The sequence below is a fragment of the Streptomyces sp. CA-111067 genome, from assembly GCF_050956065.1.
GTDB lineage: Bacteria > Actinomycetota > Actinomycetes > Streptomycetales > Streptomycetaceae > Actinacidiphila.
The window spans coordinates 7540178-7563411 of the sequence record NZ_CP192103.1 but is presented as its reverse complement, the minus strand read 5'-3'; the positions used below and the strand labels follow the sequence as shown (position 1 = coordinate 7563411).

Sequence of the window (23234 nt, the reverse complement as noted above, 5' to 3'; positions counted from 1 at the left end):
CTTTCCGTCCGGCTCAAGGGCGGGGCACGTTGCGGAGGTTGGAGCGGGCGAGCTGCACCATCTTGCCGACCCCGCCGTCCAGCACCGTCCGCCCCATCGACAGTGCGAAGCCGCTGACCTGCTCGCCGGTGATCTTCGGCGGCAGCGACAGCGCGTGCGGGTCGGTCACCACGTCGACCAGCGCCGGCCCCTTGTGCCGGAAGGCGTCCCGCAGCGCGCCGCGCAGCTCCTTGGGCTTCTCCACCCGCACCCCGAACGCGCCCGCCGCGCGGGCGATGGCGGCGAAGTCCGGGTTGTGGTTGGTGGTGCCGTAGGCCGGCAGTCCCTCCACCATCATCTCCAACTCGACCATTCCCAGGGAGGAGTTGTCGAACAGCACGATCTTGACCGGCAGGTCGTACTGCACGAGGGTCAGGAAGTCCCCCATCAGCATGGCGAATCCGCCGTCGCCCGACATCGACACCACCTGCCGCCGGCGGTCCAGGAACTGCGCGCCGATCGCCTGCGGCAGCGCGTTCGCCATCGAGCCGTGGGTGAACGAACCGATCACCCGCCGCCTGCCGTTGGGGGTGAGATAGCGGGCCGCCCACACGTTGCACATGCCCGTGTCGACGGTGAAGACGGCGTCGTCGGCGGCCTCCTCGTCCAGCACCGAGGCCACGAACTCCGGGTGGATCGGGGTGCGTTTCTCGACCTTGCGGGTGTACGCCTTCACCACGCCCTCCAGCGCGGCCGCGTGCTTCTTCAGCATCGCGTCGAGGAACCTGCGGTCCTTCTTCTCCCGCACCTTGGGCATCAGGCAGCGCAGCGTCTCGCTCACGTCACCCCACACCGCGAGGTCCAACTTCGAGCGGCGGCCGAGGTGTTCGGGGCGCACGTCGACCTGGACGATGGTCACGTCGTCCGGCAGGAAGGCGTTGTACGGGAAGTCGGTGCCCAGCAGGATCAGCAGGTCGCACTCGTGCATGGCCTCGTACGCGGCGCCGTAGCCGAGCAGGCCGCTCATGCCGACGTCGTAGCTGTTGTCGAACTGGATCCACTCCTTGCCGCGCAGCGCGTGCCCGACCGGGGCCTTGACCCGCTCCGCGAAGGCCATCACCTCGTCGTGCGCGCCCGCCGTGCCGCTGCCGCAGAACAGCGTCACCTTGTTCGCGCCGTCCACCAGCCGGGCCAGATCGTCGATCTCCGCGTCACCGGGGCGGACGGCGGGCCGCCGGGTGACCAGCGCGTGTTCGAACACGCGCTGCGGCGCGGGCTGCGCGGCGATGTCGCCGGGCAGGCTGATCACCGAGACGCCGCCGCGGCCGACGGCGTGCTGGATCGCCGTCTGCAGCACCCGGGGCATCTGCTGCGCGTTGGAGACCAGCTCGCTGTAGTGGCTGCACTCGCGGAACAGCTGGTCGGGGTGGGTCTCCTGGAAGTAGCCGGTGCCGATCTCGCTGCTGGGGATGTGCGAGGCCAGCGCCAGCACCGGCGCCATCGAGCGGTGGGCGTCGTACAGGCCGTTGATCAGGTGCAGGTTGCCCGGCCCGCAGGAGCCCGCGCAGGCCGCGAGCCGCCCGGTGAGCTGGGCTTCCGCGCCGGCCGCGAAGGCGGCGGCCTCCTCGTGCCGTACGTGCACCCATTCGATGGAACGGTTGCGCCGGACGGCGTCCACGACGGGGTTGAGGCTGTCGCCCACCACCCCGTACAGCCGCTGCACGCCGGCGCGTACCAGCACGTCGATGAACTGCTCGGCCACGGTCTGCTTCGGCATCCGGCGCACCCGTCTCGGTTCTCGGTCGGGACCTCGGTCCCGGGGCGCGTACCCGGGCTCCCTCCCATCTCCGCACGGGGTGCGCGATGCCGCAATCGCGCCGGCCGGCCGCCGTCACTCGTCCCAGACGGTCACCACCGTGCGGTCGTCGGCGTAGCCCTTGACGCGGGTCTGGACGTCGGCCAGGTACGCGGCCGTGCCCGGCGGGCCCGCGCTCCAGCGGGTGGCGAGATGCGCGGCGAGCGCGGGTTCGCCGCGCAGCGGCTCGGCCAGGCCCGCGCTGCACATCGTCAGGGCGTCACCCGGCTGGGCGACGGTGGCGCGGAAGCGGAACGGGCCGGCGTCCTCGCCGTCCGCCGAGGTTCCCTGGTCAAGGTCCAGATCCTGCCACTCGCCCGCCCTGATCCGGAACAGCCCGCCGTCGCCGACGCCGAAGAACAGCCGGATCGGGCACTCCGGGTCGGCGGGCAGCAGCAGGCAGCGCACGGAGGCGGTGTACGCGCCGTCGCCGAGCCCCAGATCCTCGCCGCGGGCGCGCAGCCGCCCGTAGCAGCGGTCGGTCAGCCGGTGCAGCCCGGACTTCAGCGAGCCGCGCCGGGCCGCCCGCATGTCCTCCGCCAGCCGGGCCCGGCTGCGCCCGACCGCCCCGGCGATCCAGCACACGGCGTCCTGCGCGGCCCGATGCGCGTCATCGGCGGCGCGGGCGCCGCTGGCCATGGCGACCAGCAGCAGCGCGTCGTCCCCGCCCCCGAACCGCGCGGTCAGCAGCGCGTCCCGGCGAGGCTGCCCCCGGTACCGCGCGGAGTCCCCGCGCACGGAGACGGTCCGCAGGGTGAGCCCCCCGTACGCGGCCCCGTCAAGCACGGTGTCCGCGACGAGCCCGTCCAACCGCTCAGGATCAGCCTCGGGCCAGGCAGTGGGCTCAGCGGCATAGGTAGGCGGCCCCCCACCCACGACCTCCGGCCCCCCGACGTCCCCACCCTCCACACTCCCCGCGGGCAGCGCCGCCCCCCCGCCCTCAGCAGCAACCCACCCCGGCGGCAGCTCGGGAGCCCACCGCACATCCCCTTCCCCACCGGCGGTCTCCCCGTCCCGCGCGGCCTCCCACCACCCGCGCTCCCCGCCCCGCGGATCCGGCGAGCCCGACCCGGCGAGCCCGCCGGGAGGTACGACGGGGAGGGGACGCGAGCGGTAGGGAGAGACGTCCACGACGCCGGGGCCGCCGCCGACCGGCACTTGGGGTTCGCCGGACGGCGCCGCGCCGGACGAGGCACGGGCCGCGGGCTCACCCGGCTGAACGCGAGGCGGGGGGACGTGGCGCGGGCTGCCGGCCGCAGGGTCCCCGGCTGTCGCCGGCGGTTGGGCGGACGGGACGCCGGGCGCGGGACGCGAGCTGTACGGAGCCGGCGGTTGGCCGGATTGATCGCCCGGCGCGGGCGCGGGCGGCGCGGCTGGCGCGGGACGCCCGGCGCCGGCATCCGGCTGGCTGCCGGACAGCGGAACGTCGCGCGAGCCCGCGTCGTAGGGCGAAGACCCGAACTCCCCGGGGGCAGTGGGGGCTTCGCCCGACTCGGAACCCCGCGCGGGCGGGGCGGCCGGCAGAGGCGAGCCGTACGGCGCCGACGAATCCGCGACGGTTGGGCTCTCGCCCGGCTGCTCACCGCGCGCCCCGGCGTCGTAGGCCGACGGCCCGAACTCTCCCTGTGCGGCCGGGTCATCACCCGGCTCGGGAGCCCGCACCGGCAGGGGGAACGGCGAACGCGAGTCGCCAACGTCAGCCCGTTCGCCGGGCTGCGACGCGCCACGCGTCCCCTCGTCGTGCAACGGAGAAGGCCCGAACTCGCGTGCAGCGGCGGGGGCGTTGCCGGGCGCGAGAGTCTGCGCAGACGGGGTGTACGACGGAGCCGAGCCGTACGGCGCAGCCGGATCGGCAAGGTCCGCCCCCTCGCCCGGCTGCTCAGCGCGCCCCCCGACGTCGTAGGCCGACGGTCCGAACTCCCCCGGGGCGGCCGGGGTTCCACTCGGTTCGGGACCCCGCACCGGCGGAGCGGAGGCCGAACGCGAGTCGCCGCCAGCGGCCCAATCGTCAGGCTGCGACCCCTCACGCCGCCCCGCGTCGTCGGCTGGGATGTTGCCAGGCTCAGGCGTCTGGACGGGCGGAGCAGGTTGCGGACGCGACTCGTACGGGTCCGGCCGGTTCGCGGAGTCCGGATCAACCCCGGCCAGCGGCCCACCACCCGAGACGCCGGGCTCGGCCTCCCCCGGCTGACCATCCCGCGAGGGCCCAGTGCGGGGATCATCCGCCCGTCGCACGTCGTGGGGCGCCGACGTGAACTCCCCACCGGCGCCCGGGAGGTCGCCCGGCTGAACGTCCTGCGTGGGAACGGCTGACGGCGAGCCCGAATCGCCGGGCTGCTGCCCTTCGCGCGCACCCGGATCGTACGGCGACGCGCCGAACTCCCCAGCGGTGGCCGGGACATCGCCCGGCGCGAGATCAACTGACGGCGGACGCGAGCCATCCGCCGCCGACGAGACCGGGATGTCTGAACCTGCGTCGGGCTGCGGACCCCCACCCGAAGCGCCAACCTCCTCCCGTTCGCCGAGCGGCCGCGCTTCACCCGGGCCCACGTCGTACCACGTCGGAGGGCCGGACTGCCCAGCACTGGTCGGGACGTCAGCCGACTCGGGACCCCGCACCAGCCGCGCCGGCCCCGACGGGTTCTCGGCACCCGCGTCAGCTCCGGGCTGCCTGACGTCGCCACGACCACCGTCCGCCTGCGGCACGTCAGACGCGCCCACGTCGTACGCCGACGGACCGAACTCCTCAGCGACATCGGAGGCTTCACCCGGAGCGGGCTCGCGCGCGGGCGAGGCTGACGGCCAACGGGAGTCGCTGGTCGCCGCGCGGTCGACGGGCTGGGACTCGTCGTGCGGCCCGAACTCTCCCGCGACGGTCGAGGCGTCGCTCGGCTCAAGTTCTGGCGCGGGCGCGGCAGTCGGCGCCTCGTCGGGAGTCAGCCCCGGCCGCGGCGGCGCGAACTCGTCTACGTCATCGGGCGCGTCTCCCGGCGGTCGCGGGTCGGGCGGCGTCAACGGGACCGGGGCGTCTGAACCCGTGCCTGGCTGCGGACCGCCGCGCGAAACGTCGGGCCCGGACTCGTCCGGCTGAACGTCCTGCGAGGGCACGGCTGACGGCGGACGTGAGTCGCCGACCTCCGCGCGTCCGCTCGACGGCGGAACATCTCGCGGCCCCACGTCGTACCACGTCGGAGGACCGAACTGCCCAGCACCGGCTGGGGCATCACCATCCCGCGCCGGCCCCGACGGGTTCCCGGCGGCCGGATCAACTCCGGGCTGCCGTGCGTCAGCACGACCGTCGTCCGACTGCGACACTTCAGACGCGCCCACGTCGTACGCCGACGGACCGAACTCCTCTGCCACCGCCGGGGCGCCCTCAGCATCCTCCTGGCCGACAGCCGGCCGCCGTTCGGTGCCGGGAACATCCGGCTCGCCCGGCGCCGGCTCGTCCACGGCCTCCGGCCGGTGCGCCTCGCTCGGTGGTACGTCCACCCCGCCGGAAGGCGGCCTCACGTCGTCGTACGGTGACGACTCCGGTGGGGCCGGGGGCTGCGGGGGGCGGGCTACCCAGGCCTGCCAGGGGCGGGGTTCGGTCGGGGGTGCGGCGGGCGCCGGGGGGGCTTCGGGGCGGGGGGTGGGGAGGGCTGAGCGGGCCACCCATGCCTCCCACGGGCGGGGGTCGGCCGGGGGCGGCGTGGCCACGGGGCGTTCCTCCGGGGGTGCCTCCGCCGCGTCGGCCGGCCGGGGCTCTTCCGGGGCGAACGTGGGACGGGCCGCCCATACGTCCCAGGGGCGTTGGCGCTCGGCCTCGGCCGACGGCTCGGGGGGAGTCTGCGGCGGGACCGGCGGAGGGGACTCCGGGGGCGGCGGCGGGGACGGGTACGTCGGGCGGGCCGTCCAGGCGTCCCACGGCTGGAGCGCCTCCCCCTCCGCAGCCACACCGCGCCTCGGCTCCCGTTCCGGCGCGGGCTCCGCAGCCGGGGCAGGCGGAGACGGGGGCCGATCGGCGGACCCCGGCTCCCGTTCCGGGGCAGGTACGGCCGGGGGCGGAGCGGCCGGCCCCGTGTCCCGTTCAGGCGCAGGTGCGGCCAGGGGCCGATCGGCCAGCCCGGTCTCCCGTTCAGGCGCAGGTGCGGCCGGGGGCCGATCGGCCAGCCCGGTCTCCCGTTCAGGCGCACTCGCCGCACCGGCGAAACCGGGATCCGCCGCACTCGCCGCACCGGCGAAACCAGGATCCCCTGCACTCGTCGCACCGGCGTAACCGGGATCCTCGGCCCCCGAGTCCGCCGCGCCGCAGCCCCCGGGCCCGGGCACCTCAGGCGCCCCGGCCCCCGGGTCAGGCGCATTCGCCGCGCCCGGCGAACCCCCCTCCCCCGGTTCCGCCGCCCGCGCAGGGCCCCGCGTCGGGCGCGGCCAAGAAGCCGGCGCCGGCGGCGGCGTGGGCCGGCGGAGCCGGAAGGGATCGGCCGCCGGCGACGCGGGCGGCGGCGACAAAGCGCTCAGCGCCGAGTCGAAGTGCTCGTCGATCGAGTCGGGCTCCGGCGCCGTACCCCCGGCGCCGGCCTCGTCGTCGTACAACTGCCGCCACCAGTCGTCCTCTTGGCTCCTGTGGGTATCCCCCTGCTGGCTCATGCCCTTATTGTCCACCGCCCGGGCCACCGGGAAACGTACGACCACCGGCCCGCCCCGCCCCCGCCCCGGGCGCGTCTCGCGGCTCCGCGCACCTCACGGCCCCCCGCGGCCCATCACCGGCCGATCACCGGCCGCCCGCGGGCCGACCACCGGCGATCAAGAATTCGGTGCCGCTACGGCTGGCAGAGCGGCCCCGCGGGACGGGAAGATGATCGCCGGGGGACGGTCGCGGCGGAAAACCGCCGTGGCCCGTTTCCGCCACCACCGGCCAGACAGACGAGGGGGGCTTCGTTGCTGGGCGCCATAGGTCTCGACGAGATTCAGGAAGCCGCCTACCGGGCGCTGGTCGGCCTGGGCGCGGCGGAGGTCGGCGACCTCGCGCAGCGGCTCGGGCTGCCCGAGGAGGACACCGGCCGGACGCTGCGCCGGCTGGAGGGGCACGGGCTGGTCGCGCAGTCCTCCGCGCACCCGGGGCGGTGGGTGGCGGCCCCGCCAGGGGTCGCGCTGTCCGCGCTGCTGACCCGCCAGCGGCACGAGTTGGAGCAGGCGGAGCTGGCGGCGGCGGTGCTGGCGTCAGAGTTCCGCGCGGAGGCGACGCAGCCGGCCGTGCACGACCTGGTGGAGGTGGTGACGGGCGCCCAGGCGGTCGCCCAGCGCTTCCTGCAACTGCAGTTCGGCGCCGAGAGCGAGGTCTGCGCTCTGGTCACGGACAAGCCGATGGCGATCACGGGCATGGAGAACGACGCGGAACAGGACGCCGCCGCGCGGGGCGTCGCGTACCGGGTGGTGCTGGAGCGGGACGTGGTGACGGGGCCGGACGGCATGACGGAGCTGTCGGCGGCGCTCGGCCGCAACGAGCAGGTGCGGGTGGTGGACCGGGTGCCCACGAAGCTGGTGGTGGCCGACCGCTCCCTGGCGATGGTGCCGCTGACCAGGCGATTCGCCCAGCCGGCGGCGCTCGTGGTGCACGCGAGCGGGCTGCTGGAGTCGCTGATGGGACTGTTCGAGGAGGTGTGGCGACAGGGCATGCCGCTGCGCCTCGACGGCGCGGACGGCCTGACGGAGGAGGGCCCGGCCCAGCCGGACAGCACGGACCTGCAGATCCTGTCGCTGCTGCTGGCGGGCCTGACCGACGCGGCCGCGGCGAAACAGCTCGACCTGGGCCTGCGTACGGTCCAGCGCCGCGTCAAACGCCTGATGGAGATCGCCGAGGTGACCACCCGCCTCCAACTGGGCTGGCACGCCTACGAACGCAACTGGCTCTCCCGCCCGGACCACTGATCTCCCCCCGGCCGGGGCCCCGCCTCCCTCGGCCCCGGCCCGCCCACTGACCCCGGCGTCCGCGGCCGCCGCCTACCCCCGGCCCGCCGCCCTGGCCGCCGGCGTCCGCCGCCTGCCCCACCGCCCTGGCCACTGCCCCCCAGCGTGCGCCGGCTGCCCTGGGTTCCGCCCGGACCACTGACCCCCCGGCCTCCGTGGCCGTCGCCTGACCCCGGCCGCGCCTGGGCCCGGAAATGGCGCCCCCGCCCTCCCGCCAGGCTCACCCGCCAAGCCCCTTGCGACCGTCCCCCGCCCACCGGCCGACGGGGCCTGGCCGCGCAGTTCCCCGCGCCCCTGACGAGGCTGGCGTCCTGGACAAGGCGCACCGGCCGACGTTACGCCCTGGGAGCGTCGCACGAAGGGCACGGCCGATCGAGCCCCGCAGGGGCGCGGGGAACTGCGCCACCAACCACAGCGCACCCGCACCCAACCACCCACCACACGCCCCACCCACCCCCCTGGGGCCCGGGGCCCCGCCCCGGCGCGCACCCCCCGGCGCACCGGGGAGCCCGTCACGGCACAGCGCCAGCGTGCGATCTTGGTAACACCATGGCCGCGAACGCCCCCGCCAAGCGGCGCCCGCGCGCGGATTCCGGCAGGGTGGGGTTCATGGGGACCGCACAGGTGTGCCTGATCGGCGCGGTGATGCTGCTCGGCCTCGTCAGTGTGATGGCCCCAGGCGTACCGGGGACACTGATGTGCTGGGCCGCCGTGCTGTGGTGGGCCACCTCCGAACACACGAGCCTGACCTGGGGCGTACTGGCCGCCGCGACCGGCGTGCTGGCCGTGGTGCAGGTCGTGCTGTGGCTGATGCCGGCCCGCCGGATCCGGGATTCGGGGATCAGCTGGCGCACCGTGCGGATCGCCGGCTGCGTGTCCATCGCCGGCTTCTTCGTGCTGCCGGTGATCGGCGCCCCGCTGGGTTTCGTCTGCGCGATCTACCTGACGGAACGGGCCAGGCTCGGCGGCGGGCACCGTACGGCGTGGACGGCGACCCGGCGCGCGATGCGTACGGTCGGCGGCTCCGTCCTGGTCGAACTCTTCGGCTGCCTGCTCGTCACCGGCGCCTGGCTCGGCGCCGTACTCGCCGGCTGACCACCCTCGGCAACGGACCCGCCCGGCCCGGAGCGCAACCCGCGCCGCACCCGCCCCCGCGATCCCGCCCCCGCGATTCCGACCCGACGATCCCGACTCGACCCTCGACCCTCGGCCATCCGAGCTAAGCCCAACGACCGATGCGCCGCCCTCCCCGCCGTGCCACCGTGGGCCGCATGGCAACCCAGAGCAAGCGAGACAGCCTCAACCCCGCCGAGCTGACCTACCTGCGCGGCCAGCGCCTCGGCCGGCTGGCCACGGTGGACGCCAAGGGGCGCCCGCAGGCCAACCCGGTCGGCTTCTTCCTCAGCGACGACGGCGGCACCATCGACATCGCCGGCTACTCCATGGACTCCACCAAGAAGTGGCGCAACATCGCGGGCAACCCGAACGTGTCACTCGTCGTGGACGACATCGCCAGCCTCAGCCCCTGGCGGGTCCGCGGCGTGGAGATCCGCGGGATCGCCGAGCAGGTGCCCGGCCGGCACCAGTTCGACGCTTTTGTCAGCGAGGGCCTCATCCGGATCAGGCCCTACTCGGTGTACAGCTGGGGGCTCGACGACTGAGCACAAACGAGAGAGCGCTCTCACGCGGCGCCGGGTGAACGGTTACGCTGTGCGTACCGATCCCGGAATTTTCTGTTATCCCCGCACTGAGGAGCCCCCGTTGTCCGACCCGAGCTTCGCGCCACGTCCCACGCTGGAGGCCGTCGCGGCGCGGGCCGGGGTGTCGAGAGCCACCGCGTCGCGGGTGGTCAACGGCAGCGAGGGCGTGCGGGCGCCGCTGGTCGAACGGGTCAGGCAGGCGGTCGACGAGCTCGGCTACGTACCGAACCAGGCGGCCCGCACTCTGGTCACCCGGCACAACGGGGCGGTCGCGGTGATCGTCGCCGAACCGGAGACCCGCTTCTTCACCGACCCGTTCTTCGCCCAGCAGGTGCGCGGCATCAGCAAGGAACTCACCGCGCACGACAGCCAGTTGGTGCTGCTGCTGACCGAGGGGGTGGCGGACTACGAGCGGGTCGGCCGCTATCTGGCCGGCGGCCACGTGGACGGCGCGCTGATCTTCTCGCTGCACGCCGACGACTCGCTGCCCGCGCTGGCCCGCAAGGCCGGCATGCCGACGGTGATAGGCGGCCGCCCCGACTGGTCGGACAGCAGCACCCTCTACGTCGACTGCGACAACCGAGGCGGGGCCAGGGACGCGGTGCGCCACCTGCTCGGCCTGGGGCGGCGCCGGATCGCGCACATCGCCGGGCCGCTGGACCAGACCGCGTCGGTGGACCGGCTGGACGGCTTCCGCGACGTGCTGCCCGACACCGATCCGCGGATGATCGTCGAGGGCGACTTCACGCCCGAGGGCGGCGCGCGGGCGATGACCGAGCTGCTGCACCGCTTCCCCGACCTCGACGGGGTCTTCGCCGCGTCCGACGTGATGGCCTCGGGCGCGCTGCGGATGCTGCGCACCCGGGGGTGGCGGGTGCCGGAGGATCTCGCGGTGATCGGCTTCGACGACATGGTCTCGGTCGCCGAGTGGACCGATCCGCCGCTGACCACCATCCGGCAGGACATCGAGGAGATGGGACGGCTGATGGCCCGGCTGCTGCTGCGGGCGATCGAGCGGCCGGCCGATCCGGAGAACGTGCCGTCGCTGTCGTCGATCGTGACGCCGACGCACCTGATCGTGCGCGCCTCGGCCTGACGCGCGCCCACCTCGCCCATCACGCGCATTTCACCCGCCCACCGGGCACGTTCACCCCGCCCACCGGGGCGCGTTCACCCCACCCACCGGACGCGGAACGCCCTCGTCCCACCGGTCCCGGCAGACCTCAACCACCCCGTTCGTACCCAGGCGCACCGGGCGTACTAGTCGTACCTTCTGGCCGGGTATGAAGTGTCGAACTCATCTAGGGCAAGCATGGGTTGGGAACGCCGGGCAACGGGAAGGTCACGATCAGGCAGCGAACGTGACGGTGCGGTGAAGGCCGCCCAGGAGGCGAGGAGGGCCGGCATGGCCTACAGCGTGATTATCGGGATCGTGGTGGTCGCTCTGGTGGTCGCCGGTGTCATCGGGTCGTTCTGGAGCGCGGGCAGCCCGATCGCGGTCCGGCGCCGCCACGGCCGGGGTGGCGGCGCCGGATGACGGATCGACGGTTCCGCGACCGGCGGCCCGGGGTCGTCCCGTCGGGCCGGCCGGCCGTGATCGTCCCGTCAGGCCTGGCGCCGGTGGCCGCCCCCTCCCCCGCGCTTGCGCTCATACATCTCGCGACCGGCCGCTGAGCGCCGCTTCCACTCGCGCCGCATCTCCGAGCGCAGCCGCTGGTCGGTGCGGGAGGCGATCCAGGCGTTCTCCCGCAGCAGCTTGCGGTAGCTCGCCAGCCTGCGGTGCGAGAGCGTGCCGTCCTCCAGCGCGACCAGTACCGCGCAGCCGGGTTCGCCCTCGTGCGAGCAGTCCTGGAACCGGCATTCCGCGGCCAGTTCCTCGATCTCGGCGAAGACCTGGGCGAGCCCTGCCTCGGCGTCCCACAGCCCGACCCCGCGCAGCCCGGGCGTGTCGATCAGCACCCCGCCGTCCGGGAGCGGCAGCAGGTCACGGGTGGTCGTGGTGTGCCGGCCCTTGCCGTCGGCATCCCTGGTGGCCTGCACCTCCTGCGCCTCCCGGCCGAGCAGCGCGTTGGTCAGCGTGGACTTGCCGGCGCCCGACTGCCCGAGCAGCACCGCGCTGCCGCCGCCGAGCACGGCGGCCAGCACGTCGAGCCCCTCGCCGCTCGCCGCGCTGACGACCACCACCTGCACTCCGGGCGCCGCGGTCTCGGCGTCGGCGAGCAGATGCGTGGTGTCCGGCACGGTGTCGGCCTTGGTCAGCGCGACCAGCGGCTGGGCGCCGCTCTCCCATGCCAGCGACAGGAACCGTTCGAGACGCCCCAGGTCCAGTTCGGCGGCCAGTGACACGCAGATCACCACGTGGTCGAGGTTGGTGGCCAGTACCTGCCCCTCGGAGCGCTTGGACGACGTCGAGCGGACGATCGCGGTCCGCCGCGGCAGCAGCGTGCGCACGAAGCGCGGATCGCCCGCGGTGTCCACCGCGGCCCAGTCGCCGGTGCAGACGACCCGGGTCGGATCGGCCGGTGACACCAGCGAGGAGTCCACCCGGACCTGGCCGTCCGCGGTGAACACATCACACATGTTGCGGTCTACCCGCACCACTCGCCCGGGCACCAGGCCCTGGGCGCGGTACGGCGTGAACTCGGCCTCCCACACGTCGTCCCACCCGTAGGGCACGAGGGCGTGCGAGGAAGCCGAAAGGAAAGAGAAAGACAACGGAAACCCTTCGAACAGGGCCCCCGGCACCGCGCCGCGCGCTCAGGCGCGGCAGGAAGAGGAAGAAGGGGTCAGCCGGAGACCACGGAGGTGAACGGAACGATCAGCTGATTGCGGGCAGCGCCCATCACAGAGACAGCCATCACGTCACACCTCCCGCTCACACGCTCGACTCACGCGGGACGGCCGACCGGCCCTCGCAGGGTTCACCACGGACCCTAGCCACTCACCCTCCGGCGCGCCACCGGTTTTTCCCGCCGCCGCCCGTCGGATCCCGCCGGGCCGCTCTCCTGGCGAGCTGCCTCGGGCCGGCGGCCCGGCCCCCGGACGAACCAGGACGCGCAGAACGCGATCCCCGACAGCGCCACCGCGCCGATGACGACCCCGGTCAGACCGCCGGCGACCGCCGACCTGACGGCGGCACGCACGGTCGCCGGCAGGTCGTCGAGCAGGGCCGGGGTCAACTCGCCGCCCTTGGTGAGCCGTTGCCCGGCCGCGGCGCCGAGCCGGTCGGACAGCACGCCGTTCATCCGGTGGGTGAACACCGCACCGAGCGCGGCCACCCCGAGCGACCCGCCGATGGTGCGGACGAGGGTGACGGTGCCGGTCGCGGCCCCCATGTCGCGGGCGACGGCGGTGTTCATCGTGGTGATCAGGGTGCTCTGCATGATCACACCGATGCCGATCCCGACGACGGCGGTGCCGGCCGAGGCGACGGCGAGCGCGGTGTCCGTACCGAGGGCGAGCAGCAGCAGCGCGCCGACCGTCATCACCGCCGCGCCGGCGATCGGCAGCACCCGCTCCCAGCCGCCCCGGTCGAGCAGCCGGCCGGTGCCGAGCTGGGCCCCCAGCATGCCGAGCATCAACGGAAGCAGCAGCATGCCGCTGACCGTGGAGGAGGCCCCCTGCACGAACTGCATGTACTGCGGAAGGTAGTTCACCAGCGCGATCATCACCGCGCCGACCAGGAAGCTGAGGATCTGCGCCATGGTGAAGTCGCGGTTGCCGAACAGCCGGGGCGGGACGACGGGTTCGGCCGCACGCCGTTCGACCACGGTGAACCAGCCGAGCGCCACCACGGCCAGCAGGCCGAGCCCGATGATCTGCGGAGACGACCACGCGTAAGTGGCGCCCCCGAGGCTGGTCAGCAGGGTGAGTGCCAGGATGCCCGCGGTGAGCAGTGCCACGCCCGGGTAGTCCACCCGGACCCTGATCCGCTCGGTGTGGAGCCGGACGCCGCGCTGCACCGCGAACAGCGCGAGCGCGCAGATGGGCACGGTCACGTAGAAGTCCCAACGCCAGTTCAGCGAGTCGGTGAGGAAACCGCCGAGCAGCGGGCCGCCGACGAAGGCGATCGGCAGCATCACCCCGACGATCGACTGCACCCGGCCGCGCTCGCTCGGCGACACCAGCACGCCGATGACCGAGAGCGCGCCGACCATCAGCCCTCCCCCGCCGAGCCCCTGCAGGCCGCGGAAGGCGATGAGTTGGCCCATGTTCTGCGCGATCCCGCACAGCACGGTGCCGGCCAGGAAGACCGCCACCGCCCACAGGTAGCCGCCCTTGCGGCCGTAGAGGTCGCCGAGCTTGCCCCAGATCGGGGTGGACGCGGCCATGGTGAGCAGGTAGGCCGTGACCGCCCAGGACAGATGGTCGAGGCCGCCGAGGTCGCCGGCGATGGTGGGCAGCGCCGTGCTGACGATCTGACCGTCGAGCGTGGCGAGGAAGATGCCCAGCATCAGTCCGAAGATGCCGAGGTAGGGGATGCCCTGGCGGGCGGTCCCGGGGTCGGTCCCGCGCGCGGATCCGCGATCGGGCCCGGGGCCCGAGCCGCGGTCGGTCCGCGATGCGCCAGGCATGCCGTCCGTGTCGTCCATGTCGTCGCTCACGGCCTCAACCGGTGTACGGGCGGGCGGACTTGGCGTCCCGGGTGGCGTGCGCCCACCAGGCCAGCTGGTCGAGCAGCGCCTTGGCCGCCGTGTCGCTGTCCGGGTCGACGGCCCTGCCCTCCCCGTCGAACTTGTCGCCGTGGTGGGAGAAGCTGACGGTGTTCCGGATCGTCACGGCGTGCACCTCGGCGAAGACCAGCCGCAGCGCCTCGACGGCCCGCAGGCCGCCGGACACACCGCCGTACGAGACGAAGGCGACCGGCTTGGCGTGCCACTGCTGGTTGTGCCAGTCGATGAGGTTCTTCAGCGGCGCGGGGAAGCTGTGGTTGTACTCGGGGGTGACGACGACGAAGGCGTCGGCGGCCTGGAGCCGCGGGGTCACCGCGCGGAGCCGGCCGATGGTCTCGTCGGACGGCATCGTGCCGAAGGCCGGCAGGACGGTCGGCAGCGGGTGCGCCGCGAGGTCGATCAGGTCCACGTCCATCTCGCCGTGCTGCCTCGCGTGGCCGGCCACCCAGCCGGCCACGACGGGGCCGGACCGCCCCTCCCTGGTACTGCCGACGATGACCGCGACCCGCAGGGGGGCGGCGCTGTGATCAGCCACGGGAATGCTCCTTGTGTACGTTGTATTCGTTCAGATACAACGTACACACACGGGTAGACAGCGTCTACCGCTGATACTTTGTACGCAGAGGTGTACACGGAACACATGCCGAGGTTCCGGGACATTCGGGAAGGGACTCCGCCGGTGAGCGCTCAGCAGCAGAAGGACGGCGCCGGCGCCGACGAGAGCCCGGTCTCGCTCTGGGAGCGGCTCGACCGCCCGGCCCCCGCCCCGCGCACCACGCTGAACCCGCGGCGGATCGCCGCGGCGGCGGTCGGGATCGCGGACAGCGAGGGGATCGACGCGGTCACGATGCGGCGGCTGGCCACCGCCCTCGGCGTCGCCCCGATGGCCGCCTACCGCTACGTGTCGGGGAAGGACGAACTCCTCGAACTGATGGTGGACTTCGTCTACGGCGAACTGCCGCTCCCCGACGACTCGGCGGGCTGGCGGGAAGCCATGCACAGCCTCGCGCTGACCACCCGGGACATGCTGCTCGCCCACCCCTGGGCGACCCTCACGGTGGTGGGCGCCCCGACGCCGAACCAACTGGCCGTCCCCGAGCGGGCGTTCGCCGCGCTGGCAGGGCTCGGCCTGGACGCCGACACCATGATGGCGGTCCTCCGGACGGTCACCGCCTACGTACACGGCGCCGTCGGCAGCGAGATCAGCCTGCTGCACCTGATGCGGGCCCGCGGCTGGTCGAGCGGCACCGAGGCCCGCACCGGCCTGGCCCCGCAGATGACCTGGCTGATGGGCACCGGCCGCTACCCGGCCTACGAGCAGTACTTGCACACGGCCGCCCGCAAGGACGACCTGACGTGGCAGTTCAAGACGGGCCTCGACTGCGTCCTGGACGGGATCGCGGCGCGAATGGCGATCTGACGCCGGCGGGCGCCCCGGGCTCGGACGGCCCCCTGCCCAAAGAGCGCCCGGTGCGATCAGAGCGCGCCGTGCGATCAGAGCGCGCCGTGCTCGATCAAGCTCCTGGCGCAGTCGAGCACCGTCTCCCGCACCGGCCGCCGCCGGTCCAGCATTCCGTTCCGCCTTCTCCGCACTGCAACGGGCTGCGGACGGCCGCCGGTTCAGCCGCGGGTGGGTCAACTCCTGCAAGCCAGGGCGGCCAGCCAGGGACCGGGCAGGGCGAGGTCGGAGACCGACCAGGGAACGGGAGCGCCGGGCAGTCCGGCTGAGACCGTCACCGGGGCCTCCGACTGCGGGTGGGTCTCGACGGCGGTCAGGTCCGTCGCGATGCCGATGCCGACCCCCTTGAGCACCGCCTCCTTGCGGGTCCACACCCGCAGGAACGCCCCGGTCCTGGCAGGGCCTTCCGGCAGGCTGCGCAGGTGCGCCGCCTCGGCGGGCGCGAGCACGGCCGCGGCCAGGTCGTCGGTACGCACCTGCCGGACGCGTTCGACGTCGATGCCGACCGGGCCGTCGGAGACGGCCAGCATCCCGCAGCCCGCGGTGTGCGAGACGCCGATCCACAGCGGGGTGGCGGGCCGCAGCACCGCCGGCGGCCCGTGCTCGGGGTCGGCGCAGCACGGGCACGGCCGGCGGCCCAACTCGACGTCCTCCGGCCGCACTTCGAGCAGCGCGCCGAGCACGGTGCGGATCCGGGCCCGTGACGTGATGAACTCCACCGTCCGCGCGGGCGACCGGATCCTCGACAGCCGTATGTGGTCGGCGGGTTGGAGCAGCGCGACATCGCGCGGATCGGCGGTCCCGGGAATCCGCCACCACCAGACGGCCGTTCGGCCGGGCACCGAGACCGGCAGCGCCAACCGCTCGCACAGCGACGCCTGCTCGTACAACGGCCCCTGCTCGTGAAGCGGCGCCTGCTCACGCAGCGGCGCCGTCAACCGCGTATCCCCCGCACTCACGCTCACGCCGCCGAAGCTACGGGACGACCCGGCGCCCGGCTGCCGTCGCCGGTCACAGTGGCATCTTCCTGTAACGGGCATTGCCCGCGTGGCAGGCCGGGGCCGGTAATGAGTCCTGGGCATCGCGCTCCGTGACCACTACCGGTGCGCGGATCCCTCCGGCGGCTGCTCCTTTCCCCCCGAGTCGCCGCCGGACCAAGACAGCACCACCACGACAGCAGGACAGCTCGACAGCACGACAGATCAAGACGACACGGCAAGCGCGGCGCACCAGCACGGAAGACGGAAGGCAGTCTCTTGGCAGCGGAACCGGCGGAACCGATCGGCCTGGTGTTCCCCGGCCAGGGCACCCAGCGGCAGGGCATGGGCGAGCCCTGGCGCTCCACCCCGGCCTGGGCGGTCGTACCGGAGATCTCGCGGTGCACGGGCGAGGACATCGAGGAGCTGGTCCTGCGGGCGCCCGCCGAGCGGCTGCGCCGCACCGATCTGGCCCAACTGGCCATCTTCACCGTCTCGGTGCTGGCCCTGCTGGAGGCGCGGCGGCTCGGCCTGACCGAGGGCGCGGTCGCCTGCGCCGGCCACAGCCTGGGCGAGTACACCGCGCTGGTGGCGGCCGGCGCGCTGAGCACGTCGGACGCCGCCGTCCTGGTCGCCGCGCGCGGCCGGGCCATGCGCGAGGCGGCCGAGGAGCGCAGCGGCACCATGGCAGTCCTGGTCGGCGCCGGCCACGACGAGGTGGCGGAACTGGTGCGCGAGGTACGGGAGTCCGGCCACCCGCTGTGGGTGGCCAACATCAACGCGCCGGGCCAGGTGGTCATCTCGGGCTCCGAGGAGGGCGTCGAGCAGGCGGGCGCCGAAAGCCCGCGGATCGGCGCGAAGTTGATCAGGGTCGCGGTCGGCGGCGCGTTCCACAGCCCGTTCATGGCGCCCGCGGCCGACCGGCTGCGCGAGGTCCTCGACCGGACGCCGTTCTCCGCCGGGCAGTTGCCGGTGGTGGCCAACGTGGACGCCGAGCCGCACTCGGGCAGGGACGACTGGCCCACCCTCTCCACCCGGCAGTTGACCTCACCGGTGCTGTGGGAGCGCGGGGTGCGGACGCTGACCGGGCCGCTCGGCTGCCGTCGGCTGGTCGAACTGGGCGCGGGCCGGACGCTGTCCGGCATGATCCGGCGGATCGCGCCCGAGGTGGAGGCGGTGTCCCTGGACAGCCCGCAGGCCATGGTGCCCGGCGGCAGCCGCGCGGCAGCGGCCCCGCGCGCGGCAGGGGTGACCCGATGACGGCGCCCGGGAGCACCGAGACCCGCTGGTTCCGGCGGCACGCCACGGCGGCCGAGCCCCGGCTGCGGCTGGTCTGCCTGCCGCACGCGGGCGGCGCCGCCACCTTCTTCCACTCCTGGGGCGGCGCGTTCGGCGATGACGTCGAGGTGCTCGCCGCCCGCTACCCGGGCCGGCAGGACCGGATCGCCGACCCGTTCATCGACGACATGGGCGCGCTCGCGGACGCCGTCACCGACGCCCTGCCGCCGTTCCTCGACCGGCCGATCGCGCTGTTCGGCCACAGCATGGGCGCCTCGCTGGCGTACGAGGTGGCGCTGCGCCTCCAGGACCGGCACGGGGTGCGGCCGACCGCGCTGTTCGTCTCCGGCCGGGAGGCCCCGCACCGGGTCACCCCGAAGGACGTCCATCTGCGCACCGACGAGCAACTGGCCGCCGAGGTACGCCGGTTGGGCGGCGCCGATGCCGCGCTGCTGGACGATCCCGACCTGCGCGACCTGGTGCTGCCCGCCATCCGCTCGGACTTCAAGGTGGCCGGCACCTACCGGGCGCCGGCCGCGCTGCCGGTGGGCTGTCCCGTGGTGGGCTATGTGGGCGACGAGGACCCCAATGTGGGGGTGACCGAAATGGGCCGGTGGTCGGAAGTGGCGACCGGTGGATTCTCGCTCCGGGTGTTCCCCGGCGGCCACTTCTATCTCGTTTCCGAGCGTGCCACGCTGATTCGCGACCTCAGCGGCAGGATCGGCGTGGCATCTTCCTGACGGCCGGCCAATTGCGCCGCGGCACCGATGCTCTAATCATTCCCGGGTATGGCTCGCCGCGTGAATGGCGGGCGCCCCGCCCCTTCATTACATCCCGCTTTCGCTCCGACAAGCGGACCACCGGATTCGTGAGAGGTTGTTTCACCATGCCTACCATCACCGCAGAGCGCGCCGCGACGATCAAGGAGATCGTCTGCGAGATCCTGGAGCTGGAAGAGGACGAGGTCACCGACACCAGCCTGTTCCGCGAGGACCACGACGCCGACTCGCTGCGCGCGATCGAGATCCTGGCCTCCCTGGAGAAGGAGTTCAAGGTCGTCATCGACCAGTCGGAACTCGCCCGCATGGTGAACCTGCAGGGCGTCTACGAGGTCGTCGCCGAGTCCGCCGGCCGGTAATTCCGTTCGCTGTCAAGGCCGAGGCTGGTTGGGGATTCCATGACGACTCTCGCAGGAAATGGTTCTAGTACAACAGCTCACAGGGTGGTTCTGACCGGATTCGGGGTCTTCTCCAGTATCGGCGTGGGAGCCACCGAATTCGCCGAGGGGCTGCGTTCCGGGCGGAGCGGTGCGAAGCCGATCACGGCCTTCGACACCGAGGGGTTCGCCCATGCCAACGGTTGCGAGATCGTGGACTTCCAGCCGGGACGGTGGATCCGCAGGCTCGATGTGGACGAGCTCGGCCGGGCCAGCCAGTTCTCGGTCGCCGCGGCGCGGATGGCGATCGAGGACGCCGACCTCGATGTGGAGGCCCTGCGCGAGCAGCGCGGCCTGATCTCCATCGGCACCACCGACGGCGAGTCCTTCGACCTGGACCAACTGGTGGAGAGCCAGATCAAGTTCGGGCCCGAGCAGATGGACTCCACCATCGCCCGCCGGGTACGGGCCGGCCGGCTGTCGGCGGCCGTCGCCCATGAGCTCGGGCTCACCGACGTCGAGGCCGTGACGATCCCGACGGCCTGCGCGGCCGGCAACTACGCCATCGGCTACGGCTTCGACGCGGTGCGCACCGGCGAGGTGGACTTCGCGCTGTGCGGCGGCGCGGACGCGATGTGCCGCAAGACCTTCGCCGGCTTCTACCGGCTCGGCACCATCGCCCCGGAGCTGTGCCAGCCCTTCGACGTGGACCGCAAGGGCATCCTGACCGGCGAGGGCGCCGGCGTGCTGGTGCTGGAGAGCCTGGACTCGGCGCTGGCCCGCGGTGCGCGGATCTACGCCGAGGTGCTCGGCTACGGGCTCAACTGCGACGCCTACCACCAGGTGGCGCCGAACCAGGCCAGCGTGGCGCGCTGCATGCAACTCGCCCTGGAGAACGCCAACATCAAGCCGTCCGAGGTCGATCTGATCTCCGCGCACGGCACCGGCACCAAGGCCAACGACATCACCGAGGCGCGGGCGATCCGCGAGGTCTACGGTGAGCGCCCGCCGCGGGCCATCTCGATCAAGTCGATGCTCGGGCACACCATGGGGGCCGCGAGCGCGCTGGCGGCCATCGCCTGCTCGCTGGCCATCGTGCACCGGTTCATCCCGCCGACCATCAACCACGTGACCACCGACCCCGAGTGCGAGGTCGACTGCGTCCCGAACCAGGCCGTCGAGGCGGACCTGCGGATCGTGCAGAACAACGGTCTGGCGTTCGGCGGCAACAACTCGATCGTGATCCTCGGCAAGTACGAGGGCCCGCGGTGAGCCGGCTGCCGGTCACCGGCGTGGGCGCGGTGGCGAGCATCGGCCGGGACACCGACGAGATCTTCGCGAGCCTGTGTGCCGGCCGCGACGGCCGGCACACGCTGCGCGGCTTCAACCGGAGCTGGTTCAACGCCGATCACCTCTACGAGGTGGACAACAGGCCGGCCCCGCAGGTGGACTTCACCGGCCGGGCCACCGGCCTGCTGCTGGACGCGGTCGGCCAGGCGGCGAAGGACGCCGGCCTCGGCGAGGACCTGTCCGAGGTGCCCGTCCTCGTCGGCACCGGGCTGCGCGAGCTGCGCTCGCTGGAGCTGTGGTGGCGGGACGAACACCCCTTCTCCGCCGCGCAGATGCACTTCGGCACCGCGCTGCGCGACCGGTTCGGCGCGCTGGACACCCACACCATCTCCAACGCCTGCTCCGCGTCGCTGTACGCGCTGGCGCTGGGCGTCGACCTGCTGGAGTCCCAGCAGGCCGACAGCGTGATCGTCGCCGGTGTCGACGTGATCACCGAGTCCATGTTCGGGCTGTCGGACCGGTTGCAGCTCGATCCGCCGGACCGGCTGCGGCCGTTCGACCGGGACCGCAAGGGCACCGTGATGGGCGAGGGCGCGGCGGCCGTCGTGCTGCGCCGCCAGGCCCCGGCCGACCGCGACGCGGTCCACGGCTGGGTCCGCGGTGTCGCCGTCAACTGCGACGCCTTCCACGCCACCGCGCCCGACCCGGGCGGCATCGCCGCCGCGGTCAGGGACGCGCACAGCAGGGCGGGCGTCAAGGCCGAGGACGTCGGCCTGGTGATGCTGCACGGCACCGGCACCCCGCTCAACGACGCCGCCGAGGCCACCGCGCTGACCGACGTCTACGGCCCGCACATCGGCAACCCGCTGATGACCGGTGTGAAGTCGATGACCGGCCACACCTCGGGCGCCTCCGGCGTGCTCAACCTGCTGGTGGCGCTGCGCGCGATGCGGGACGGCGTGGTGCCGCCGATCACCGGCCTGGACCACCCGGCCTCCGAGGCGGCCGGCTTCCGGCTGGTCCGCGACACCCCCGTGGAGCAGCAGACCAACCTCGCCCAGGTCGACGCGTTCGGCTTCGGCGGCATCAACGCGGTGGCGATAGTGGAGGCCGGCCGATGAGCGCGGTGGCGACCGAACCCGTACCGACCCCGGCCTCCGCGCCGGCCCGGGCGGCGGTGACCGGTGTCGGCCTGGCCGTGCCGGGCGTACGGACCCCCGCGGACCTGCTGGCCGCCGACCCCGACACCTCGCAGCCCGTCGATCCGGCGGCCAGGATCGGCAAGAAGGGCCTGCGGTACAAGGACCGCGCCACCCAGCTCGCGCTGACCTGCGCGGACGAGGCGCTGCGGGCGTCCGGACTGCTCGGCGACGACGGCCTGACCGTGTCCGGCGAGAGCATCGCCGTACTGATCGCCTCCAACTACGGCAACGTGGACACCGTCTGCGCCATCGTGGAGACGATCGCGGCGGACGGCTCGGCGAGCGGCCTGAGCCCGATGGACACCCCGAACGCGTCGAGCAACGTGATCGCGTCCACGCTGGCCGTCAAGTACGGTCTGCGCGGCCCGAATCTGATGCTCTGCAACGGCCCGACCAGCGGTCTGGACGCGGTCCGCTGGGCCGCCGCGCTGATCGAATCGGGGCGTGCGGAGCGGGCACTGGTGCTCGGCGTGGAGCCGGACAACGCGGCGGTGCGCAAGCTGGCCGGCGCCGACCGGCTGATCGACGGCGCCGCCGCCGTCGTCCTGGAGCGGCCGGGACTCGGACCGGCCCGCGGGGCAGCGGAGTTGGCGACAGTCGGCAGCACGGTGCGGACCGCCGGCGTGCGCAGGTGCCTGGACCGGCTCGGCGCCGCCGACCTGCCGGCCGTCTGGTTCAGCCCCGGCGGCGCGGCCGACGCGGAGCTGCTGCCCGAGGTGCCGCGGCACGACCTCACCGGCGTCTGGGGCGAGTCCTCGGGCGCGCTCGGGGTGCTGCAATGCGCCGGTGCCGTCGGCTGGTTCGCGGCCGGCGGCAGCGGACCGGTGTACGCGCTGGCCGGCCGGGACGGCGACGACGCCACCGCGGGACTGGTGCTGCGAGCCCCGGACGCCCTGCGATGACCACCAGCACCACACCGGTACGCCCGCCGCCGGTACGACCGCTGCTCGTCCAGCGGCGGCACACCGGCGACGCGCCCCGGCTGCGCGTCCTGCTCATGCACGGCCTGGCCAGCGGCGGTTCGGTCTGGGACCCGCTGTGGCCGTACGCCCCGGCCGCGCTCGACGCCTGGGTGGCGGAGCTGCCCTGGCGCGGCGACCACGTGTGGGAGTGGGGCCGGCAGTACGACGGCCCCGACTGGACGGCCGCCTGCCTGGACGCGGTGCCCGGCGGCGCCGACGTGCTGATCGCGCACTCCTTCTCGGCGAACCTGCTGCTTGAGTACCTCAGCCGGGCCGCGGCGCGCGGCGAGGACCCGGTCGCCGCGCGCGGCATCAAGGGGATCGTGCTGGTCTCGCCGTTCTACCGGCGCGACCCCGACGACTTCCCGTGGGACGCGGTGGGCGGCATGCAGCGCGACTTCCTCGCGATCACCGAGGAGGGCATCCGGCTGCGTCCCGGCAAGCCGATCGACCCGGAGATCCAGCACCTGATGGCCCGCCGGGTCTGCGAACGGGCCGGCCTGTACGGCTGGATGCGGTTCTTCGAGGTCTATCTGCGCACCCCGTGGCTGCGTACCGAGCTGATCGGGGTGCCCGCCCTGGTGGTCACCGGGCAGGACGACTTCGCCGCCCGGGAGAGCGAGACGCTGGCCGCCGACCTCCCCGCGGCCGACCTGCGGGTGCTCGGCGGGTGCGGCCACTATCCGATGTTCGAGCAGCCGGAGCGGTTCTCCGCGCTGCTCGGCCGATTCCTCGAAAGCCTCTAGGAGCG

General features: G+C 73.6%; 19 protein-coding genes. 13 read left to right on the top strand and 6 right to left on the bottom strand.

Annotated features, from left to right (window positions below; all coding sequences use genetic code 11):
• Positions 1 to 13 precede the first annotated feature (13 nt).
• Positions 14 to 1756, bottom strand: coding sequence for a pyruvate dehydrogenase (locus ACQPW6_RS33420; RefSeq protein ID WP_433893452.1), 1743 nt, complete (start codon positions 1754 to 1756; stop codon positions 14 to 16).
• Positions 1757 to 1870: 114 nt separating this feature from the next.
• On the bottom strand, positions 1871 to 2644 hold the full coding sequence (locus ACQPW6_RS33415; protein ID WP_433893451.1) for a protein phosphatase 2C domain-containing protein: 774 nt from the start codon (positions 2642 to 2644) through the stop codon (positions 1871 to 1873).
• Between the two features lie 4113 nt (positions 2645 to 6757).
• Between ACQPW6_RS33415 and ACQPW6_RS33410 the strand changes: the two genes are divergently transcribed.
• From ACQPW6_RS33410 to ACQPW6_RS33390, 5 genes are all read left to right on the top strand, one after another.
• The gene (locus ACQPW6_RS33410) at positions 6758 to 7747 is read left to right on the top strand and encodes a helix-turn-helix domain-containing protein (RefSeq protein ID WP_433893450.1); all 990 of its coding nucleotides are present in this window, start codon (positions 6758 to 6760) and stop codon (positions 7745 to 7747) included.
• A 648-nt stretch (positions 7748 to 8395) separates the two neighbouring features.
• Positions 8396 to 8881, top strand: coding sequence for a DUF456 domain-containing protein (locus ACQPW6_RS33405; protein ID WP_433893449.1), 486 nt, complete (start codon positions 8396 to 8398; stop codon positions 8879 to 8881).
• Between the two features lie 176 nt (positions 8882 to 9057).
• Positions 9058 to 9447, top strand: a complete 390-nt coding sequence (locus ACQPW6_RS33400) for a PPOX class F420-dependent oxidoreductase (RefSeq protein ID WP_433893448.1) — start codon at positions 9058 to 9060, stop codon at positions 9445 to 9447.
• Between the two features lie 100 nt (positions 9448 to 9547).
• A complete protein-coding gene (locus ACQPW6_RS33395; RefSeq protein WP_433893447.1) occupies positions 9548 to 10582 on the top strand; it encodes a LacI family DNA-binding transcriptional regulator in 1035 nt (344 codons plus the stop codon).
• A gap of 309 nt (positions 10583 to 10891) precedes the next feature.
• Positions 10892 to 11023 (top strand): hypothetical protein, encoded by a 132-nt coding sequence (locus tag ACQPW6_RS33390; protein ID WP_433893446.1) that lies wholly within the window; start codon positions 10892 to 10894, stop codon positions 11021 to 11023.
• A gap of 68 nt (positions 11024 to 11091) precedes the next feature.
• On the opposite strand, the gene rsgA is transcribed toward ACQPW6_RS33390, so the two are convergent.
• The 3 genes from rsgA to ACQPW6_RS33375 all read right to left on the bottom strand — a co-directional run bounded on the left by rsgA (position 11092) and on the right by ACQPW6_RS33375 (position 14694).
• Positions 11092 to 12201 (bottom strand): ribosome small subunit-dependent GTPase A, encoded by a 1110-nt coding sequence (rsgA, locus tag ACQPW6_RS33385; RefSeq protein WP_433893445.1) that lies wholly within the window; start codon positions 12199 to 12201, stop codon positions 11092 to 11094.
• A gap of 218 nt (positions 12202 to 12419) precedes the next feature.
• The gene (locus tag ACQPW6_RS33380) at positions 12420 to 14090 is read right to left on the bottom strand and encodes an MFS transporter (RefSeq protein WP_433893444.1); all 1671 of its coding nucleotides are present in this window, start codon (positions 14088 to 14090) and stop codon (positions 12420 to 12422) included.
• Between the two features lie 4 nt (positions 14091 to 14094).
• Positions 14095 to 14694 carry an NADPH-dependent FMN reductase gene (locus ACQPW6_RS33375; protein ID WP_433893443.1) on the bottom strand — a complete coding sequence of 200 codons (600 nt, stop codon included), beginning with the start codon at positions 14692 to 14694 and terminating at the stop codon, positions 14095 to 14097.
• A gap of 144 nt (positions 14695 to 14838) precedes the next feature.
• On the opposite strand from ACQPW6_RS33375, the gene ACQPW6_RS33370 reads away from it, so the two are divergent.
• Positions 14839 to 15579 (top strand): TetR/AcrR family transcriptional regulator, encoded by a 741-nt coding sequence (locus ACQPW6_RS33370; protein ID WP_433893442.1) that lies wholly within the window; start codon positions 14839 to 14841, stop codon positions 15577 to 15579.
• Positions 15580 to 15794: 215 nt separating this feature from the next.
• On the opposite strand, the gene ACQPW6_RS33365 is transcribed toward ACQPW6_RS33370, so the two are convergent.
• Entirely contained in the window at positions 15795 to 16583 is a 789-nt protein-coding gene (locus ACQPW6_RS33365; protein WP_433893441.1) for a 4'-phosphopantetheinyl transferase family protein, read from the bottom strand.
• Between the two features lie 291 nt (positions 16584 to 16874).
• Here ACQPW6_RS33365 and ACQPW6_RS33360 point away from each other — a divergent pair, with 291 nt between their 5' ends.
• The 7 genes from ACQPW6_RS33360 to ACQPW6_RS33330 all read left to right on the top strand — a co-directional run bounded on the left by ACQPW6_RS33360 (position 16875) and on the right by ACQPW6_RS33330 (position 23229).
• Positions 16875 to 17855, top strand: a complete 981-nt coding sequence (locus tag ACQPW6_RS33360; RefSeq protein ID WP_433893440.1) for an ACP S-malonyltransferase — start codon at positions 16875 to 16877, stop codon at positions 17853 to 17855.
• Entirely contained in the window at positions 17852 to 18613 is a 762-nt protein-coding gene (locus tag ACQPW6_RS33355; RefSeq protein ID WP_433893439.1) for a thioesterase II family protein, read from the top strand. The genes ACQPW6_RS33360 and ACQPW6_RS33355 overlap by 4 nt, the downstream gene beginning before the upstream one ends.
• 146 nt (positions 18614 to 18759) lie before the next feature.
• Complete coding sequence (locus tag ACQPW6_RS33350; RefSeq protein WP_433893438.1) at positions 18760 to 19011, top strand: acyl carrier protein; 252 nt, start codon at positions 18760 to 18762, stop codon at positions 19009 to 19011.
• A 39-nt stretch (positions 19012 to 19050) separates the two neighbouring features.
• Positions 19051 to 20301, top strand: coding sequence for a beta-ketoacyl-[acyl-carrier-protein] synthase family protein (locus ACQPW6_RS33345; protein WP_433893437.1), 1251 nt, complete (start codon positions 19051 to 19053; stop codon positions 20299 to 20301).
• Positions 20298 to 21440 carry a beta-ketoacyl synthase N-terminal-like domain-containing protein gene (locus ACQPW6_RS33340; RefSeq protein WP_433893436.1) on the top strand — a complete coding sequence of 381 codons (1143 nt, stop codon included), beginning with the start codon at positions 20298 to 20300 and terminating at the stop codon, positions 21438 to 21440. The genes ACQPW6_RS33345 and ACQPW6_RS33340 overlap by 4 nt, the downstream gene beginning before the upstream one ends.
• Complete coding sequence (locus ACQPW6_RS33335; RefSeq protein WP_433893435.1) at positions 21437 to 22423, top strand: beta-ketoacyl synthase N-terminal-like domain-containing protein; 987 nt, start codon at positions 21437 to 21439, stop codon at positions 22421 to 22423. Before ACQPW6_RS33340 ends, ACQPW6_RS33335 begins: the two co-directional genes overlap by 4 nt.
• A complete protein-coding gene (locus ACQPW6_RS33330; RefSeq protein ID WP_433893434.1) occupies positions 22420 to 23229 on the top strand; it encodes an alpha/beta fold hydrolase in 810 nt (269 codons plus the stop codon). The genes ACQPW6_RS33335 and ACQPW6_RS33330 overlap by 4 nt, the downstream gene beginning before the upstream one ends.
• The last annotated feature ends 5 nt before the right edge of the window (positions 23230 to 23234 follow it).